Raw genomic sequence first — 17,060 nt, forward strand, 5'->3', positions numbered from 1 at the left:
CCTGGGGTCTGATGGCCAACTGTAAGTATTTCAAGGCGTTAACATGAGTGAAGATGCACAAGATGTGGTTCTGGTCGTCGAGGATGAGCCGGCGATTCGCATGATTTTGCGCGATTACCTGGCGGGTGAGGGGTACCACGTCCTGGTGGCCGAAGATGGCGAGCAGGCGTTTGCCATCCTGGCCAGCAAACCGCACCTGGACCTGATGGTGACAGACTTCCGTTTGCCGGGGGGGATCTCGGGCGTGGACATTGCCGAGCCTGCGGTGAAGTTGCGGCCCGACCTGAAGGTGATTTTCATCAGCGGCTACCCGGCGGAGATTCTCGAATCTGGCAGCCCGATCACCCGCAAGGCCCCTATCCTGGCCAAGCCGTTTGACCTGGACACCTTGCACGAGCAGATCCAGTCGCTGTTGCGCTGAGGCATCCGGTCTTTTCGCGGGGCAAACCCGCGAAAAGACCGTTGCAGGCTATCGCAGCGTCCGCTCAATCCCCCCGACCAGCAAGTTTTCCATCAGCTCCAACCCCTGCTCTTCAGGCATTGCTTTGAGCAATCCCGGCAACTGGTTGAGAAGCGTCGCCAGTACATGCGCTGTGGCGTCCAACGCTTGCCCCGGCAGTTTCGCTTGCGGTGCGATCAGGCGCAACAAACCTGCCTCATAGCGCTTGCGCAACGACGCCAGGTGCGCCTGTTGCGCCTCACTCAAACAACACAAATCCCGTTCGGCCAGCCGGAACTGCAGAGGCCGCTCGGCATGCAGCTGCCAGTGCGCAGCAATCAGGCAGCTCAACGCCGATGCCCCACGGGCCATGGCCCGGCGGGCCTGGTCCAGGGTGGCCTGCAGCTCTTCGTACAACTCTTCGATCAAGTCGTACAGCAGGTCCTGCTTGCTGGGAAAGTGATGGTACAGCGAGCCGGCGGTCAGCCCCACATGGGCCGCCAGCTCGCGCATGCTGACCTGGCCAAAGCCCTTTTCGGCAAACAATGCCATGGCCCGGTCACGTCGCTCCTCAAAGTTGGCACAGCGCATTGCGGCATTGACCGGGGGCATGGCGCTTGGTCCTCAGTAGGTGAAGAAACCGCGACCGCTCTTGCGCCCCAGCCAGCCGGCCGCGACCATTTCCTTGAGCAGTGGAGCAGGGCGGTACTTGCTGTCGTTGAAGCCTTCATGGAAGGCCTCCATGATCGCCAGCAGGGTGTCCAGACCGATCAGGTCAGCCAAGGCCAGCGGGCCGATCGGCTGGTTGCAGCCCAGGCGCATGCCGGTGTCGATGTCCTCGGCACTGGCCAGGCCTTCCTGGCGCACGAAGATCGCCTCGTTGATCATTGGCACCAGGATGCGGTTGACCACGAAGCCCGGGCGGTTGCCGGCGGTGATCGGGGTCTTGCCGACTTTTTCGGTCACCACCAGCGCTTGGGCGTAGGTGTGGTCGCTGGTCTGCAGGCCACGAATGATCTCCACCAGCGCCATCATCGGTACCGGGTTGAAGAAGTGCACACCAATGAAGCGCTCGGGGTGCTCGATGCTGGCGGCCAGTTGGGTCACCGACAGCGACGAGGTGTTGGTGGCGATCAGGCAGTCGGCGGCAACGTTGGCTGCCACCTGCTGCAGGATGCGCTGCTTGAGCTGCAGGTTCTCGGTCGCCGCTTCGATCACCAGGTGTGCAGCGCTGAGCTGGGTGTAGTCGGTACTGGTGCGAATGCGTGCTTTGGCGGCTGCGGCCTTGTCGGCGTCGAGGGTGCCTTTGCTGACCTGGCGCTCGAGGTTCTTGCTCAAGGTGGCCACGCCGCGCTCGAGCGCAGCGTCGGAAACATCCACCAGCAGCACCTGGTAGCCGGCAATGGCGCACACCTGGGCAATGCCGTTGCCCATGGTGCCCGCGCCGATCACGGCGATCTGTTCAATGCTCATGTGTCAGCCTCCCTCAGACGCGCTCGAACACGACGGCGATGCCTTGGCCACCGCCGATACACATCGTGGCCAGGGCGTAGCGACCCTGGATACGCTGCAGTTCATGGATGGCCTTGGTGGCAATGATCGCACCGGTGGCACCCACCGGGTGGCCCAGTGAGATGCCCGAACCGTTGGGGTTGACCTTTTCCGGGTCGAAGCCCAGCTCGCGGGCGACGGCGCAGGCCTGGGCAGCGAAGGCTTCGTTGGACTCGATCACATCCAGGTCTTGCAGGTTCAGGCCGGTTTTTTCCAGCACTTTGCGGGTGGCCGGGATCGGCCCAAGGCCCATCAGTTCGGGTTCCACCCCGGCGTGGGCATAGCCCACCAGGCGTGCCAGTGGCTTAAGGCCCAGGCGGCGCACCGCGTCACCGGTGGCCAACACCAGGCCGGCGGCGCCATCGTTGATACCGCTGGCGTTGCCGGCGGTGACGGTGCCGTCTTTCTTGAACACCGGCTTCATGCCGGCCAGTTGTTCGGCGGTCACATCAGCACGCACATGCTCGTCGACACTGAACTGCACGCTGCCCTTGCGGGTTTTCAGTTCCAGCGCAACGATCTGGCTGGCGAAGCGGCCCTCGGCAATCGCACGAGCGGCGCGGCGCTGGCTGGTCAGGGCCAGTTCGTCCTGCATTTCGCGGGTAATGCCGTGCTTGGCCGAAACGTTCTCGGCAGTGATGCCCATGTGGAAGTGCTGGAACGGGTCCTGCAGCACGCCGACGGTATAGTCGATGCCTTGCAGGTCACCCATGCGTGCACCCCAGCGCGCCTGTGGCAGCAGGTAAGGGCCACGGCTCATGGATTCGGCGCCGGCCGCGACGGCCACATCGGTGTCGCCCAGCAACAGGCCCTGGGCCGCAGAGACAATAGCCTGCAGGCCAGACCCGCACAGGCGGTTGACGTTGAATGCCGGCGTTTCCTTGGGGATGCCAGCGTTCATTGCCGCAACCCGTGCCAGGTAGGCGTCACGCGGTTCGGTGGGGATTACCGTGCCCATCACCAGGTGGCCGACTTGCTCGGCGGCCAGGCCCGAACGCTCGATGGCGGCGCGGGTCACGGCGCTGGCCAGGTCGGCCAGCGGCAGGTCCTTGAGGGAACCGCCAAAGCCACCAATGGCTGAACGGACGGCACTGACGACGTAGATTTCTGCGCTGCTCATAAGGGCTCCGATTGCGAAGGCGTGGCGGGACCGGGCCAGGCTCTGCGAGAATGGTTGGCGGCCCCGAAGTGGGTTCGAGTCTAGGCAAAGGCTCTGTTGCAGCCTATGCCGAATCTGTTCAAACAACCTGGCACTTTTTGCCACTCAGCATAGACAGCGAAAACCGCCATGCGCGAAAGCGATTCAGTCGCCGTGTACTTCCTCAACGCCATGCTCCACGCCCTGCGCGACACCCCCGCCGAGCGTGATGCCCAGCTGCGTGCGGTGGGCATCGCCCCGCAGCTGCTCGATCAGCCTCAGGCGCGAGTGCCGGCCAGGGCGTTCGCCCAGCTGTGGCTGGCGTTGATCCAGCGCCTGGACGATGAGTTCTTTGGCCTCGACAGCCACGGCATGCCGCTGGGCAGTTTTGCCCTGATCTGCCGGGGTTTGATCCTCGAGCCGAACCTTGAAAAGGCCTTGCGCCAGTGCATGGGGGGCTTCGGCCTGTTCCTGCGTGACCTGCGTGGCAGCCTGACGATACGTGGCGGCCGGGCGTTGATCAGCGTGCAGTCGAACATTGCCGACCCCTTGACCCAGGTCTATGCCGAAGAAACCTACCTGGTGCTGATGATCGGCATGCTGTGCTGGCTGGCCGGGCGGCGGATTGCCATCGACCGCACGGAGCTCGCGGTGTCGCGCCCGGCCCAGGAGGACGACTTGCTGCTGTGGGGGCCGGACCTGCGCCTGGGCAGCGGACGCACCGAGGTGGAGTTCGACAGCGCCTACCTGCGCCTGCCGGTGGTGCAGGACCGGGCAGCCCTGAAGACCTTTCTGCGCAGTGCACCTCAGGGGCTGGTGATCCGCTTTCGCAATCAGAACGGGCTGGTGGCTGAGGTGTATCGGCACCTGCGGGCATTGCGCTATGGACAGTGGCCGACATTGGCCGCACTGGCGCAGCAACAAGGGATCAGTGCCAGTACCTTTCGCCGACAGTTGGAGCGGGAGGGGCGTTCGTACCAGCAAATCAAGGATGAAGTGCGCCGGGCCATGGCCTTCGAACGGCTGCGCGACGGCGCGTTGAGCATTGCCGAAATTGCCGAGCAGGCGGGGTTTCAGGAACCAAGTGCGTTCCACCGGGCGTTCAAGAAATGGACCGGGCAGAGCCCAGGGAGCTACCGGGCGCGGCTGGCCGGCCTGCGTTCTACCTGTGGGAGCGGGCATGCCCGCGAAGAAACCAACGCGGTGGATGGCACCGGCTCTGCCGGTGTTCGCGGGTAAACCCGCTCCTACAGGGCACGCACAGAATTGTAGGAGCGGGCTTGCCCGCGAATAGGCCAGCACAGGCCACCCGAAAGGATCAGGCCGGCAGCATGGCAAAGCCGACGCCGAACCGGTTCCAGGCATTGATGGTGGCAATTGCCAAGGTCAGGTTGGCCACCTCGGCCGGCTCGAAGTGTTCCTGCAGGGCTTCATATTGCTCCTGCGGCGCACCCCGTTCAGGCAAGCGGGTCAGGCTCTCGACCCAGGCCAGGGCAGCACGTTCACGCGGCGTGAAGTAGCTGGTGTCCTGCCACACGCACAAGGCCTGCAGGCGTGCTTCGGTCTCACCGGCCTTGCGCGCATCGTTGGCGTGCAGGTTGACGCAGTAGGCGCAGCCGTTGATCTGCGAAGCGCGCAGGCGTATCAGCTCCAGCAGCGAGTGTTCAAGGCCGCTGTTAGCCAGCGCCTGCTCCAGGCCGACCATGGCTTTGTAGGCTTGCGGCGCTTGTTTGGCCCATTCGATACGGTTGTGCATGGCAGTCTCCAAAAGTGTGGTATGGACATGGCGCTACTGTAGCGCCGCTCTTTGGCCACCCCGATAGCCAATTTTGCGCATAAGCGGGAGGCCAACCGTCCATTCAGGTGGCCACTGACCTGCATCCAATCTCTTCATTTCTGCCAAGCCAGCCGAGCCGGGATAATGGCCAGTTCCTGCTACAAGAGAACCGACTCACAATGAGAGCTGTACTGAACCTGCTGCTGGTGATCCTGCTGGCGTTGAACCTGCGGCCGATCCTGACCAGTATCGGCCCCTTACTCGAACCCATGCGCGCCAGCACCGGCCTGGGTTACCAGCAGGCCGCCTTGCTGGCGGCGCTACCGGTGCTGTGCATGGGCCTGGTGCCCTTGTTGCAACCGTGGCTGCGACGCTGGGTCAGCGAGCACGGCGGCATGCTTGCGGGTCTGGCCGCGATTGCCCTGGCCTGCCTGTGGCGCCTGCAGCTGGACAGTGCCTGGGCGCTGATCGCCAGTGCGCTGGTCGCCGGCCTGGGCGTGGCGGTGGTGCAGGGCATGATGCCGGGGCTGGTCAACCGCTGGTTCCCCGGGCGTCTGGCCGGGGCGATGGGGCTGTACTCGGCGGCGCTGATGAGCGGCGGCGGCCTGGCTGCAGTACTCGGGCCGCACATCAGCGGCCATTTCGGTTACTGGCAGGCGGGCCTGGGCGTTTGGGCGATCCCGGCCGTGCTGGCGGTGCTGGCCTGGGCCGTGCTGCGGCCAAGGCAGGAGGCGCCAAAACTGGCTGGGGTCGCAGGCGGGCACTGGTTCGGCACCCGCCGGGCGTGGTTGCTGGCCCTGTACTTCGGGCTGATCAACGGCGGCTATACCAGCATGGTGGCCTGGTTGCCGGCTTACCACATCGAGCATGGCGGCAGCGCTCAGGGCGGTGCCGACCTGGTGGGCCTGATGACCGTCTTCCAGGTGCTCGGTGCGCTTGGCCTGCCGCTGCTTCTGCGACGTTGGGCCGATAGACGCCCGGGTTTGTGGCTGGCGTTGGCGATTCAGCTGGCGGGCTTCCTGGGGCTTTTGCTGGTGCCTGCGGCGGCTTCCGGGCTTTGGGTCGCCATGATCGGCTTTGGCTTGGGCGCCTGCTTCAGCCAGTGCCTGACGTTGACCCTGGAACACCTGAAAACGCCTGCCGAAGCCGGCAGCCTGGCGGCGTTCGTACAGGGGATCGGCTTCATCATCACCGGCATCGTGCCGTATATCACGGGTTGGCTGCGGGATGTCAGTGGCGACTTCCAGGCTTCGTGGACGCTGTTGACCGTGACCGTGATGGCAATGCTGCTGGTGACCGCGTGCTTCAACCCGCGCGGCTATGCGGCGGCTATCGCCCGGCCGGCCGCAACCGGCAAGGCCGCACCGGTCAACTGAGGCGTTGCAGGGTATCGCGCACCCGGTCCAGCGCCGGGTCGATGTCCAGCAGTTCGATGGCGCCGAAGCCCATCAATAGCCCCGGGCGTAACGGCGCCTCGTTGAAGAAGGGAGCCAGTGAATACAGGCCGACCTCTACCTTGCGCGCGAGATTGGCCAACAGCTCCACATCCACCCCGGGTGTGGCCAAGGCACTGAGGTGGAAGCCTGCGCTGGCGGGGATGGCGCTGAACCACGGTGCCAGATCGCCGCCCAGGCGCGCCAGGATGCGCTCGCGGCGTGCGCTGTAGACCTCGTGGCAGCGGCGGATGTGCTTGTTCAGGTGGCCTTCGCCAAGGAAGCGCGCCAGCGCCCACTGCAGCAGGGTAGGGCTGTGCCAGTCGCTAAGGTGCTTGGCCACGCAAGCCGCCTGCAGTACGGCAGGCGGTAACACGGCATAGCCCAGGCGCAGCTCGGGCAGCAAGGTCTTGGAAAAGGTCCCGACATAGGCGACCAGTCCATGCCGGTCCAGACGCTGCAGCGGGTCCGAGGCTGGCCCGTGGTAGCGGAACTCACAGTCGTAGTCGTCTTCGATGATCAGTGCACCCAGCTCGGCGGCCCGCGCAAGCAGGGCATGCCGGCGTGGCTCGCTCATCGGCATGCCCAGCGGGAACTGGTGCGAGGGTGTGACGTAGATCAGCCGGGTGCCGTCGGCGATCTGTTCCACGCACAGGCCCTCATCATCCACCGGCACCGATTGCAGGCGTGCACCCAGGGCCAGGAACAACTGCCGTGCCGGCGGGTAGCCAGGATCTTCCATGGCCACCTGGCAGCCCGGTTCGACCAGCACCCGGGCGATCAGGTCCAGCGCCTGCTGGGCGCCGTTGCACACCAGCAGGTCGGCTGCGCTGCAGTGCACCCCGCGCGAGTAGGCGATGTGGTGAGCAATGGCTTCGCGCAGTTCCGGCAAGCCCTGGGCCGGGAATTGCCGCTCATGGTGGCGCTGGCTACGGCGCAGGGCGTAGTTCAGGCAACTACGCCACTGGTCGAACGGGAACTGTGCCTTGCTCGAAGCACCACCGACGAAGTCATAGCGCGATGGCGCCTGCAACTGGCGTTGGCTGAGCACGGTGGCGCGCTGCTGCCAGCGCTCGAGGGAGGCGGCGCCGGCCAAGGGGAGGGTGGCTGATTCATTACTGCGCAGCGGATGGCGTGGGGTGACGAATGTGCCACGGCCGACCACGCCGCTGAGCAGGTTATCGTAGGTCAGCCGCGAATAGGCCTCGGCCACGGTCTTGCGCGATACGCCCAGTTGTTCAGCCAGCAGACGGGTAGGCGGCAGTTGGGTGCCGGCGGCCAGGTGGCCGCTGTCGATACCATCGCGCAGTTGCTGGTAGAGCTGATCGGCCAGGCCTTTGCGGCCATCCAGGCGAATGTGCAGTTCCATGGGCGGGTCCGGAGCGGAGGATTGCTCAGGATAGCGGATTGGCTGCGACTCAGGTGCTTGTCACAGGCTACGAAGAGGCCGAGCCAACCGCTCAGAGCCGAGCGGTGCTGACGGTGATATAGCCTTTTTCTGCCAGGGCAATGCGTATCACGGTTTCGTCTTCCGGCGCGTTGCGGTTGCGCTTGATGCGCACGCCTTCAACCGTCGAAGCTTTCATATGCTCTGAAATGGCCCGCCCGTTCGCGTCGAAGAACACCTCGCTGGCCAGCAACTCGATGCGTTCGATCAATTGACGGGAATGTTCATCGGTGGCGCAGAAGAACATGACCCCCGACAAGTGCGGGTCGTTGTCGGGGTTGGTCATGTCATGGGCCAGCATTTCGCGCAGGCTGCTGCGCAGTTCGGCGATGGGGCGGGCGTACGGGTGCATGCGGAGCCTCCTCTGGGTCGCGACCTTGCGTCCTCCAGTGCCGATCATGTTTTCTGTGGGCAGGGGCGGCAAGTAGGGCGCTTCTGAGGGAGGCGTAGGAAACTTCTTAAGATGCTGGGCGGTGGTCGAACCCCAGGGTCTACAAGGCAGCAGCCCCCGCCTTGGCCACCTGGGCATCCTGTTCGGATTTGACGCCGGATACACCAATGGCGCCCACCACCTGGCCTTTCACCCGCAGCGGCACGCCACCTTCAAGGCTGGTCAGCAGGGGGGCGGTCACAAATGCAGTACGGCCACCATTGACCATCTCTTCATAATCCCGCGTCTCTTTGCGCCCCAGTGCGGCGCTGCGGGCCTTTTCCAGCGCGATGTAGGCACTGGCCGGTGCGCAGCCGTCCAGGCGTTCCAGGGCCAGCGGGTGGCCACCGTCGTCGACCACGGCGATGGTCACGCTCCACTGTCGGGCCTGGGCTTCCTGGCGGGCGGCGGTCAATACACGGGCGATTTCGGTCTGACCGATAACGAACTTGCTAAGCATGGTCGGGCTCCGGGTTCAAGGCTGCTTCGACGATTTCGATCCAGTGGCGCACGGGCGTGCGACCAGCTCCGTCGAGGTGGGCCTGGCAGCCTATGTTGGCTGTGGCAATGAGGTGCGGTTTACCGCTTTCCAGCGCATTCAGACGATTGTCGCGAAGTTGCAGTGACAGTTCAGGCTGGGTCAGCGAATAGGTCCCCGCCGAGCCGCAGCACAGGTGGCCATCGGGCACCGAGGTCAGGGTAAAGCCAAGCCGCGTCAGCAACGCTTCTACCGCGCCGCCCAGTTTCAGGGCGTGCTGCAGGGTGCATGGACAGTGGAAGGCCAGCCGCTGTTCAGCGCACAGGGCCAATTGTTCGATCGGCTCATCGCGCAGGATCTCCACCAGATCGCGGGAAAGGGCGCTGACCCGTGCCGCCTTGGCAGCGTAATGGGGGTCTTTCTCCAGTAGGTGGCCATAGTCGCGGACAAACGCGCCGCAGCCGCTGGCGGTCTGCACGATAGCCTCGGCACCCGCTTCGATGGCGGGCCACCAGGCATCGATATTGCGCCGTGCCCGCTGCAGGCCTTGCTCCTGAGCATTCAGGTGGTAGTCCACCGCGCCACAGCATCCGGCCTGCCGGACCGGTTGCACACTGATACCCAGGCGGTCGAGCAGGCGCGCAGCAGCGGCATTGGTGTTGGGTGACAGGGCCGGCTGCACGCAGCCTTCCAGCATCAGTATCCGGCGCGCATGGCGCACTGCCGGACGCTGGCCGGGTGTGGTGACCTGCGCCGGCAACTTGCGTTTGACTGAGGCCGGTAGCAGCGGGCGCAGCACCTGGCCGCTGCGGGTCAGGGCCTTGAACAGTGCCGGGCGCGGTACCACCGCAAGTAGGCCCTGGCGCAACAGGCGCTGGCCGAGCGGGCGTGGCACCTGCTGCTCGACCACTGCGCGGCCGATGTCCAGCAGATCGTGGTACTTCACCCCGGATGGACAGGTGGTTTCGCAGTTGCGGCAGGTCAGGCAGCGGTCCAGGTGCAATTGCGTGCTGGCGGTGACCGGCTCGCCTTCGAGCATCTGCTTGATCAGGTAGATGCGCCCGCGCGGGCCGTCCAGTTCGTCGCCCAGCAACTGGTAAGTGGGGCAGGTGGCAGTGCAGAAACCGCAATGTACGCAGGTGCGCAAGATGCGCTCGGCTTCGTCGGCGCGGGCCAGACGGCGCGATGTTTCGCTAAGGTTGGTTTGCATGGGCTGGCCTCACAGGTCCGGGTACAGGCGACCAGGGTTGAACACCCCCTGGGGATCGAGCTGCTGCTTGAGGGCGCGGTGATAGCGCATCAGTGCAACCGGCAGCGGCGGGCTGCTGGCTGCACCGGGGGCGTAGCAGGTGGCGTGGCCGCCCACCTTGGCGACCTGGTCGCGAATGGCCTGCGCCGGTGCACAGGTCTTGAGCCAGCGCTGAGCACCCCCCCAGTCGATCAGTTGCTGGCCGGGTAGGTCCAGCTCGCCGGTAACGGTGGGTACGGACAGGCGCCACAGAGGGGCGTCGTCGGCAAAGAACGTCAGGCGCTGTTCGCGCAGGTCGGTCCAGAAGCGGTTATCGAGCGTTTCGCCCCCCAGCCGCTGGCGTGCCGACTGCACTGACCCTTCGCCGCCTTCCAGGCGCAGGTACAGCGTTTCGCCGTCATGGCAGGCGGCGCTGATCGGCAGTGGTTGCTGGCCCCATTCGGCCAGCTCGACCAGCGCTTCATTGCGGCCCATCGCCAGGCGCAGGCTCAGGCACAGGCGCGGCCGTGGCAGCACTTTCAGCGAAACCTCCGTCAGCAGCCCCAGGCATCCGAAGCTGCCCGCCATCAGGCGTGACACATCGTAGCCGGCGACGTTCTTCATCACCTCGCCACCAAAGCGCAGCAGCTTGCCGTGGCCGGTGATCACCCGTGTACCCAGTACAAAGTCGCGCACCGACCCGGCCCACGGCCGTCGCGGGCCAGACAACCCGGCCGCGACCATGCCGCCCAAGGTGGCCTCGGGGCCCAGGTGGGGTGGTTCGCAGGGCAGCATCTGGCCGGCCTCGTGCAGGGCTGCCTCGATCTCGCGCAGGGGAGTACCAGCGCGGGCCGTGAGTACCAGCTCGGTGGGGTCGTAGCTGACGATGCCGCGGTGGTTGCGGGTGTCGAGGACTTCGCCAGCCACCGGGTTACCCAACATCGCTTTGCTGTTGCTGCCCTGGATACGCAGCGGCGTACCTTCGTTCAGCGCCTGGTTGACCTGCTCCAACAGCGTCTGGCTCATGTCGCGGTCCATGCTCATCAGAAGCGCTCCAGCTCGGGGAAGGGCAGTTGCCCCTGGTGCACGTGCAGGGCGCCGAATTCGGCGCAGCGGTGCAGGGTGGGAATGTTCTTGCCGGGGTTGAGCAGGCCCTGGGGGTCGAAGGCGGCCTTCACCGCGTGGAACAGGGTAATTTCGTCGCTGTTGAACTGCGCGCACATCTGGTTGATCTTCTCGCGCCCCACGCCGTGTTCACCGGTGATGCTGCCGCCCACTTTCACACACAGCTCCAGAATCTTGCCGCCGATCGCTTCGGCACGCTCCAGCTCGCCGGGCAGGTTGGCATCGAACAGGATCAAAGGGTGCATGTTGCCGTCGCCAGCATGGAACACGTTGGCCACCCGCAGGCCGTACTCCGCGGACAGGTCGCTGATGCCCTTGAGTACCCGTGGTAACTCGCGGCGCGGGATGGTGCCGTCCATGCAGTAGTAGTCGGGGGAGATGCGCCCTACGGCCGGGAAGGCGTTCTTGCGCCCGGCCCAGAAGCGAACGCGCTCGGCTTCGTCGCAGGCCAGGCGCACCTCGCGGGCCCCGGCTTGCGTCAGCACGGCGGCGACGCGCTCGCAGTCGTCGTGAACATCGGCTTCCACGCCATCCAGTTCGCACAGCAGGATCGCCGCCGCGTCCACCGGGTAGCCGGCATGGATGAAGTCTTCAGCGGCGCGGATCGCCAGGTTGTCCATCATCTCCAGGCCACCAGGGATGATGCCGGCAGCGATAATGTCGGCGACTGCCCGGCCAGCGTCCTCGACGCTTTCGAAACTGGCCAGTATCACCCGCGCCACCTGGGGCTTGGGCAGCAGCTTGACGGTGACTTCGGTGACGATACCGAGCATGCCTTCGGAGCCGGTGAACAATGCCAGCAGGTCGAAGCCGGGGCTGTCCAAGGCATCGCTGCCCAGGCTCAGGCGTTCGCCCTCGACCGTGAGGATGTCCACCTTGAGCACATTGTGTACGGTCAGGCCGTACTTGAGGCAGTGCACGCCACCGGCGTTTTCGGCGACGTTACCCCCGATTGAGCAGGCAATTTGCGAGGAAGGGTCTGGTGCGTAGTACATGCCATGGGGTGCGGCGGCCTGGGAAATGGCCAGGTTGCGTACGCCCGGTTGCACGCGGGCGTAGCGCCCCTGCGGGTTGACCTCGAGGATGCGGTTGAAGCGCGCCATCACCAGCAGGATGCCCTTGGCCAGCGGCAGGGCACCACCGGACAGGCCGGTACCGGCGCCACGCGCAACCACCGGTACGCCGCGCTGGTGGCAAAGCTTCAGCAGCGTTTGCACCTGCTCCAGGTGCTCGGGCAGCACCACCAGCAATGGCACTGTGCGGTAGGCCGACAGGCCGTCGCATTCGTACGGTTTGAGGTCTTCATCGCGGTGCAGGATTTCAAGGTCCGGCAGGGCATCGCGCAGCGCCTGCAACAGGGCGGCCCGGTCCACGTCAGGCAGCACGCCATCGACGCGTTCGTCGTACAAGATATTCATCGGCTCACTCGGCAACGGTTTTTATTGTTGTTGGCAAAGCGGTCACTGATGCAGCGTGCGCCTGCTAGCGGCCGGGGTCGAGTGAGATGTTGACTGGTCCTACCAGTTTCTTCGAACAGTGCTGTTTACTCACGGCTCTGTCCGGCTAGATTGGCGCTATAAGTCAAAGTGGTCCTACCAGCAGGAGTGTGTGCAGTGGGTACTGAAGGCAAGGTCAAGGTCGCCGACCAGGTGGCCGAACGGGTCGAGCGGCTTATCGTCGAAGGCGTGCTCAAGGTGGGCCAGGCGCTGCCGTCGGAGCGGCGGCTGGTGGAAAAGCTTGGCTGTTCACGTTCGGCCTTGCGCGAGGGCCTGCGCGTTTTGCGTGGGCGCGGCATCATCGACACCGAACAGGGGCGGGGTTCGTTCGTCGCCGATCTCACCGGGCAGGCGGGTGCTACGCCTTTGATGCACCTGTTCAGTTCGCAACCGCGCACGCTGTTCGACCTGCTGGAGGTCCGGGCGTTGCTGGAGGCTGAGTCGGCGCGGCTGGCGGCGTTGCGGGCTACCGACGTCGACCGCCTGCTGATCCGCCGGCGCTACGAAGAAATGCTGGCTGCGCACGAGGCTGCGCAGGCGCTCGATGCCCGTGAGCATGCCCGCCGTGACCATGCCTTTCACCGGGCGATCAGTGAGGCGTCGCATAACCCGGTGCTGGTGCATACCCTGCAATCGCTCAGTGACCTGACGTTGAGCACTGTGTTTGCGTCGGTCAACAACTTGTACTGCCGGCCAGCGCAGAAACGCCAGATTGATCGGCAGCATGCGCGGTTGTATCACGCGGTCATGGAGCAACTGCCCGAACAGGCGCAGCGGGCGGCGCGAGAGCATATCAACGGCATACGCGACAGTTTGCGGGAGATCGAGCAGGAAGAGCAGCGCCTGGTCAGGGCGACCATGCGTATGGATGGCTGGGGGTGAAGCGGCCTTGTATCGGCCCTCTCGCGTCGAACCGCCGCGAAAGGGCCGGTACAGGTTTACTCAATGGTCAGCCACAGGGTCATCTTGCGACAGGATGGCCCGGGCCAGCTCTTCATCGTTGGCCTGCAGCCCAGGATGGTCCTTGCGGGCCTGTTCAAGCGCCGACTCCACATAGGCGCCGCGGATGGCACCGCCGCTGGCGACGAACGCTGAAAGTTCGTCACGGGCCGGGATGATCCGTTTGTCATCCTTGAAGGTCGAATACAGCGAAGCGGAAACACCGGCCGAGGTGGCGACGTCGCCCGCATCGACGCGGGCCAGGGCAGCACCGGCAGGCATCAGGAGCAGCAGCGCAGGGGCGAGCAGTAGGTGGCGCATGTCGTGTTCTCCAATAACGTGAAGTACAGGGAAATAAACCACTCAGTGTCTAAGACGGTTGAGGCGTTCGGGTAGTTCCGTTCTGCTGGCAGGAGCGTGTCGGGGATGAAGGTGCACCTGCCGCTGACGATATGGCTGAACGCACGGTTTTCAAGGTGTCGACGGAGCGCGTCATGGATTGACCGCGTCGGGACGCGCGTGATTTGCTTGAGTGGATGGGCTTCGCGGGCAAACCCGCAGAGCGCCCTGCCGATCATTCAAAGGAAACTGAAGGTTCGCCCATGTCCGAGTACAAGCTGCACTGCTTCGCCGAATCCGGTAACGCCTACAAGGCTGCGCTCATGCTTGAACTCACCGGCCAGAACTGGCAGCCGGTGTTCGTCGACTTCTTCCATGGCCAGACGCGTGAGCAAACCTGGCGCGATGAGGTGAACGAGCAGGGCGAGGTGCCGGTGATGGAGCATGCTGGCAAGCGCTTCACCCAGTCTGCGCTGATTCTGCAATACCTTGCCGAACAGACCGGCCAGTTCGGGCCCCGCGATGAAGATGAAAAGCGTGAGATCTGGCGCTGGATGCTGTTCGACAACCATAAGTTCACCAGCTATTACGCTGCGCTGCGCTTTCTGTTCTGCCTGAAGAACACCGGCGAAACCGATGTCACGCGGTTCCTGCGCGAGCGTGCCACGGCGGCTTACCGTATTGTCGACGCACACCTGGCGAAGACGCCATTCATGGTCGGTGGCCGGTTGACCATCGCCGACCTGTCGTTGGCGGGGTATGTGTTCATGCCAGAAGACACCGGTATCCCGTTGGCAGAGTTCACGCACATCGAGGCCTGGAAAGCCCGGATCCAGGCGCTGCCGGGGTGGAAACACCCGTATGAGCTGATGCCGCGCACGGCATCCTGACTCATTCGCGACTAAAGCCGCCTCCACAGCGGCCACGCCAAATCATGTGTGTGGCACACCCCGAGTGGGTGCGCCGCCCGCATACTCCGGCTTCAGGTGCCCTTGCTCATCCAGCAGATAAGCATCCATCACCTCCCGCACCACCGGCCCTGCGACCCGGCCTCCAGCCTCGCCGTTCTCGATCATGACCGCCACCACCACACTGGGGTGCTCAGCCGGAGCGAAGCCGACAAACAGGGCGTTGTCGCGGTGGCGCTCCAGGGTCTTGTTGCGGTTGTAACGCTCACCCTGCTTGATCGCCACCACCTGCGCTGTACCGCTTTTGCCGGCAATTCGGTACTGGGCACCGGCGGCCGCAGCGCGGGCAATGCCGCGCGGGTCGTGCATGACCATCTGCATGCCCTGGCTGACCTGGTCCCAGGCATGCTTGTCGTGCAGCACGATGTCGGGCATGGGGTTTGGGTCGATCGGCGTATCGCCGCCCACGGTCATGGCCAGGTGCGGGCGGTGCCACACGCCCTTGCTTGCCAGCAGGCTGGTGGCCTGGGCCAGTTGCAGGGGGGTGACCTGCATGTAACCCTGGCCAATGCCAAGGATCAGCGTCTCGCCCGGGAACCAGGCCTGGCGTCGCGTGGCGCGCTTCCACTCGGCCGAGGGCATCAGCCCGGAGGCTTCCTCGAACATGTCCAGTGACACCTTCTGGCCCAAGCCGAACTCGGCCATGTAGTCGTGCAGCCGGTCGATGCCCAGCTTGTGCGCCAGGTCGTAGAAGTAGGTGTCGTTGGAACGCATGATGGCGGTGTACATGTCCACCCAGCCGTCGCCGCTGCGGTTCCAGTTACGGTACTTGTGGTCATAGTTGGGCAGTTCGTAGTAGCCCGGGTCGAATACCCGGCTGCCAGGGGTGATCACCCCGCTGTCGAGGCCAGCGATGGCCACTTCAGGCTTCACGGTCGAGCCAGGCGCATACAGGCCGCGCAGGACGCGGTTGAACAGTGGGCGGTCGATGGAGTCGCGCAGCGCGGCATACTGCTTGAAGCTGATGCCCTTGACGAACAGGTTGGGGTCGAAGCTGGGGTTGCTGACCATCGCCAGTACGTCACCATTGGCCGGATCCAATACCACCACCGAGCCACGGCGGTCACCCAGCGCTTTTTCTGCGGCTATCTGCAAATGGGCGTCCAGGGTGAGGACTATATCCTGCCCAGGGGTCGGGTCCTTGTGGTTGAGCACGCGCATCACCCGCCCCTGAGCGTTGGTCTCGACCTCTTCGTAGCCCACGTGGCCATGCAGCTGGCTTTCGTAAAAGCGCTCGATGCCGGTCTTGCCAATCGATTGGGTGCCGCGGTACTCAGTGCTGTCGAGCGTCTTGGCTTCTTTCTCGTTGATGCGCCCCACATAGCCCACTGAATGCGCGAAATGCCCGGCCAGTGGGTACTCGCGGATGAACTGCGGCTCCACCTCCAGGCCCGGCAGGCGGAACTGGTTCACCGCTACCAGGGCGATCTGCTCCTCGCTCAGACCCACCATAAGGGTCACGGGCTCGAACGGTTTGCGGCCACGGCGCAGGTCCTTGTCGAACTGCTTACGGTCGTCTTCGGTCAGGCCCAGCACCTGCGTCAGGGTGTCGAGCACCTTGGCCGAGTCGCTGCCTGCTCGCTCGCGGGTCATCGTCAGGTCGAAGCTGGGCTTGTTGTCGGCCAGTACCACGCCGTTGCGGTCGTAGATCAGCCCGCGTTCGGGGGCGATGGGCAGCACGTGCACGCGGTTGTTTTCCGACACGGCCGTTTGTTGGTCGTGCTGCAGCACTTGCAGCACATAGAGCCGGCCCACCAGGACGGCACACAGGCTGAACACCATGGCAGCGCAGGCCAGAAGCCGACGGTTGACCAGGTGCTTTTCCTTTTCGTGGTCCTTTAGCGGGATGGGTTGCGGCATCTGTGAATCGATCCAGAGGGGTGGCAATACGCGCGCGATCGGGCCGCGGATGCTACGCAACCCGTACCGCACCCTCAAGACGAGTCCCGGCTGCCCGCTGGCTGGCATCGGCTGTGCCCCCCATGATCAGGGCGCTGAGGTGGAATATGAAGATTTGTTCATTGCGGAGTCATGATGGCGAGTCAGGGGGGGGGGTTTTATGATTTGTGGATCCACAAATCGATTCTGTTCGGTAACCGAACATCAAGTTTCGGTGGTTGCGAATTTTTAACCTATTGAATTTATTAACAATAACTATGATTTTTGCTGGCGATGAACTGGAATTGGTCACGCCTGATTGATTGATAGTGCTTTCGTCACGTTGTCTGTGGATCCATTATCTGGTTGATTAGCGCCTGACAACGGCCGGAGC

General features: G+C 64.3%; 17 protein-coding genes. 5 read left to right on the forward strand and 12 right to left on the reverse strand.

The features are described from left to right. The first annotated feature begins 43 nt into the window (after positions 1–43). Positions 44–421 carry a response regulator gene (locus ACF8FG_RS19595; RefSeq protein ID WP_003256176.1) on the forward strand — a complete coding sequence of 126 codons (378 nt, stop codon included), beginning with the start codon at positions 44–46 and terminating at the stop codon, positions 419–421. 48 nt (positions 422–469) lie between these two features. Here the strand turns inward: ACF8FG_RS19595 and ACF8FG_RS19600 are convergent, their stop codons facing one another. Genes ACF8FG_RS19600 through ACF8FG_RS19610 form a run of 3 tightly spaced genes read right to left on the reverse strand, consistent with a single transcriptional unit; the run spans position 470 to position 3,110 of the window. Further along, positions 470–1,051: a TetR/AcrR family transcriptional regulator gene (locus tag ACF8FG_RS19600; RefSeq protein ID WP_010954588.1), complete on the reverse strand. Its 582-nt coding sequence runs from the start codon at positions 1,049–1,051 to the stop codon at positions 470–472. Positions 1,052–1,063: 12 nt separating this feature from the next. Continuing rightward, on the reverse strand, positions 1,064–1,912 hold the full coding sequence (locus ACF8FG_RS19605) for a 3-hydroxybutyryl-CoA dehydrogenase (protein ID WP_014590524.1): 849 nt from the start codon (positions 1,910–1,912) through the stop codon (positions 1,064–1,066). Positions 1,913–1,925: 13 nt separating this feature from the next. After that, positions 1,926–3,110: an acetyl-CoA C-acyltransferase family protein gene (locus tag ACF8FG_RS19610; RefSeq protein ID WP_003256172.1), complete on the reverse strand. Its 1,185-nt coding sequence runs from the start codon at positions 3,108–3,110 to the stop codon at positions 1,926–1,928. Positions 3,111–3,278: 168 nt separating this feature from the next. Here ACF8FG_RS19610 and ACF8FG_RS19615 point away from each other — a divergent pair, with 168 nt between their 5' ends. Continuing rightward, positions 3,279–4,367 carry an AraC family transcriptional regulator gene (locus ACF8FG_RS19615; RefSeq protein WP_144180446.1) on the forward strand — a complete coding sequence of 363 codons (1,089 nt, stop codon included), beginning with the start codon at positions 3,279–3,281 and terminating at the stop codon, positions 4,365–4,367. Positions 4,368–4,446: 79 nt separating this feature from the next. Here the strand turns inward: ACF8FG_RS19615 and ACF8FG_RS19620 are convergent, their stop codons facing one another. After that, on the reverse strand, positions 4,447–4,884 hold the full coding sequence (locus ACF8FG_RS19620; protein WP_144180444.1) for a carboxymuconolactone decarboxylase family protein: 438 nt from the start codon (positions 4,882–4,884) through the stop codon (positions 4,447–4,449). A 200-nt stretch (positions 4,885–5,084) separates the two neighbouring features. Here ACF8FG_RS19620 and ACF8FG_RS19625 point away from each other — a divergent pair, with 200 nt between their 5' ends. Further along, complete coding sequence (locus ACF8FG_RS19625) at positions 5,085–6,281, forward strand: CynX/NimT family MFS transporter (protein ID WP_144180442.1); 1,197 nt, start codon at positions 5,085–5,087, stop codon at positions 6,279–6,281. On the opposite strand, the gene ACF8FG_RS19630 is transcribed toward ACF8FG_RS19625, so the two are convergent. The 6 genes from ACF8FG_RS19630 to glcD all read right to left on the reverse strand — a co-directional run bounded on the left by ACF8FG_RS19630 (position 6,274) and on the right by glcD (position 12,464). Then, positions 6,274–7,707, reverse strand: coding sequence for a PLP-dependent aminotransferase family protein (locus ACF8FG_RS19630; RefSeq protein WP_076402907.1), 1,434 nt, complete (start codon positions 7,705–7,707; stop codon positions 6,274–6,276). The two genes, ACF8FG_RS19625 and ACF8FG_RS19630, sit on opposite strands and share 8 nt — an antisense overlap. A 91-nt stretch (positions 7,708–7,798) precedes the next feature. Beyond that, on the reverse strand, positions 7,799–8,137 hold the full coding sequence (locus tag ACF8FG_RS19635) for a hypothetical protein (RefSeq protein WP_012051955.1): 339 nt from the start codon (positions 8,135–8,137) through the stop codon (positions 7,799–7,801). A 139-nt stretch (positions 8,138–8,276) separates the two neighbouring features. Further along, positions 8,277–8,675 carry a heme-binding protein gene (locus ACF8FG_RS19640; RefSeq protein ID WP_014590529.1) on the reverse strand — a complete coding sequence of 133 codons (399 nt, stop codon included), beginning with the start codon at positions 8,673–8,675 and terminating at the stop codon, positions 8,277–8,279. Next, complete coding sequence (glcF, locus tag ACF8FG_RS19645; protein WP_014590530.1) at positions 8,668–9,903, reverse strand: glycolate oxidase subunit GlcF; 1,236 nt, start codon at positions 9,901–9,903, stop codon at positions 8,668–8,670. Before glcF ends, ACF8FG_RS19640 begins: the two co-directional genes overlap by 8 nt. Positions 9,904–9,912: 9 nt before the next feature. Further along, positions 9,913–10,965 (reverse strand): glycolate oxidase subunit GlcE, encoded by a 1,053-nt coding sequence (glcE, locus tag ACF8FG_RS19650; protein ID WP_014590531.1) that lies wholly within the window; start codon positions 10,963–10,965, stop codon positions 9,913–9,915. Continuing rightward, positions 10,965–12,464, reverse strand: coding sequence for a glycolate oxidase subunit GlcD (gene glcD / locus ACF8FG_RS19655; protein ID WP_019438348.1), 1,500 nt, complete (start codon positions 12,462–12,464; stop codon positions 10,965–10,967). The genes glcE and glcD overlap by 1 nt, the downstream gene beginning before the upstream one ends. Positions 12,465–12,659: 195 nt before the next feature. Here glcD and glcC point away from each other — a divergent pair, with 195 nt between their 5' ends. Beyond that, positions 12,660–13,424 carry a transcriptional regulator GlcC gene (glcC, locus tag ACF8FG_RS19660; RefSeq protein WP_014590533.1) on the forward strand — a complete coding sequence of 255 codons (765 nt, stop codon included), beginning with the start codon at positions 12,660–12,662 and terminating at the stop codon, positions 13,422–13,424. 60 nt (positions 13,425–13,484) lie between these two features. Here glcC and ACF8FG_RS19665 read toward each other — a convergent pair whose 3' ends face one another. Continuing rightward, positions 13,485–13,802 carry a DUF2388 domain-containing protein gene (locus ACF8FG_RS19665; RefSeq protein WP_014590534.1) on the reverse strand — a complete coding sequence of 106 codons (318 nt, stop codon included), beginning with the start codon at positions 13,800–13,802 and terminating at the stop codon, positions 13,485–13,487. 281 nt (positions 13,803–14,083) lie between these two features. On the opposite strand from ACF8FG_RS19665, the gene ACF8FG_RS19670 reads away from it, so the two are divergent. Further along, a complete protein-coding gene (locus tag ACF8FG_RS19670) occupies positions 14,084–14,710 on the forward strand; it encodes a glutathione S-transferase family protein (RefSeq protein WP_019438347.1) in 627 nt (208 codons plus the stop codon). 42 nt (positions 14,711–14,752) lie between these two features. Here ACF8FG_RS19670 and mrdA read toward each other — a convergent pair whose 3' ends face one another. Further along, entirely contained in the window at positions 14,753–16,648 is a 1,896-nt protein-coding gene (gene mrdA, locus ACF8FG_RS19675) for a penicillin-binding protein 2 (protein ID WP_014590536.1), read from the reverse strand. Between the last annotated feature and the right edge of the window lie 412 nt (positions 16,649–17,060).

The organism is Pseudomonas sp. YQ_6, assembly GCF_043103245.1.
Lineage (GTDB): Bacteria > Pseudomonadota > Gammaproteobacteria > Pseudomonadales > Pseudomonadaceae > Aquipseudomonas > Aquipseudomonas alloputida.

What these genes read in the sequence shown, in the direction of transcription:
- ACF8FG_RS19605 (WP_014590524.1), bottom strand. Translation starts at nt 1,912, where the DNA reads ATGAGCATTGAACAGATCGCCGTGATCGGCGCGGGCACCATGGGCAAC.
- ACF8FG_RS19615 (WP_144180446.1), top strand. Translation starts at nt 3,279, where the DNA reads ATGCGCGAAAGCGATTCAGTCGCCGTGTACTTCCTCAACGCCATGCTC.
- glcE (WP_014590531.1), bottom strand. Translation starts at nt 10,965, where the DNA reads ATGAGCATGGACCGCGACATGAGCCAGACGCTGTTGGAGCAGGTCAAC.
- ACF8FG_RS19595 (WP_003256176.1), top strand. Translation starts at nt 44, where the DNA reads ATGAGTGAAGATGCACAAGATGTGGTTCTGGTCGTCGAGGATGAGCCG.
- ACF8FG_RS19635 (WP_012051955.1), bottom strand. Translation starts at nt 8,137, where the DNA reads ATGCACCCGTACGCCCGCCCCATCGCCGAACTGCGCAGCAGCCTGCGC.
- ACF8FG_RS19665 (WP_014590534.1), bottom strand. Translation starts at nt 13,802, where the DNA reads ATGCGCCACCTACTGCTCGCCCCTGCGCTGCTGCTCCTGATGCCTGCC.
- ACF8FG_RS19640 (WP_014590529.1), bottom strand. Translation starts at nt 8,675, where the DNA reads ATGCTTAGCAAGTTCGTTATCGGTCAGACCGAAATCGCCCGTGTATTG.
- ACF8FG_RS19610 (WP_003256172.1), bottom strand. Translation starts at nt 3,110, where the DNA reads ATGAGCAGCGCAGAAATCTACGTCGTCAGTGCCGTCCGTTCAGCCATT.
- ACF8FG_RS19630 (WP_076402907.1), bottom strand. Translation starts at nt 7,707, where the DNA reads ATGGAACTGCACATTCGCCTGGATGGCCGCAAAGGCCTGGCCGATCAG.
- ACF8FG_RS19670 (WP_019438347.1), top strand. Translation starts at nt 14,084, where the DNA reads ATGTCCGAGTACAAGCTGCACTGCTTCGCCGAATCCGGTAACGCCTAC.
- ACF8FG_RS19600 (WP_010954588.1), bottom strand. Translation starts at nt 1,051, where the DNA reads ATGCCCCCGGTCAATGCCGCAATGCGCTGTGCCAACTTTGAGGAGCGA.
- glcF (WP_014590530.1), bottom strand. Translation starts at nt 9,903, where the DNA reads ATGCAAACCAACCTTAGCGAAACATCGCGCCGTCTGGCCCGCGCCGAC.
- mrdA (WP_014590536.1), bottom strand. Translation starts at nt 16,648, where the DNA reads ATGCCGCAACCCATCCCGCTAAAGGACCACGAAAAGGAAAAGCACCTG.
- ACF8FG_RS19625 (WP_144180442.1), top strand. Translation starts at nt 5,085, where the DNA reads ATGAGAGCTGTACTGAACCTGCTGCTGGTGATCCTGCTGGCGTTGAAC.
- ACF8FG_RS19620 (WP_144180444.1), bottom strand. Translation starts at nt 4,884, where the DNA reads ATGCACAACCGTATCGAATGGGCCAAACAAGCGCCGCAAGCCTACAAA.
- glcD (WP_019438348.1), bottom strand. Translation starts at nt 12,464, where the DNA reads ATGAATATCTTGTACGACGAACGCGTCGATGGCGTGCTGCCTGACGTG.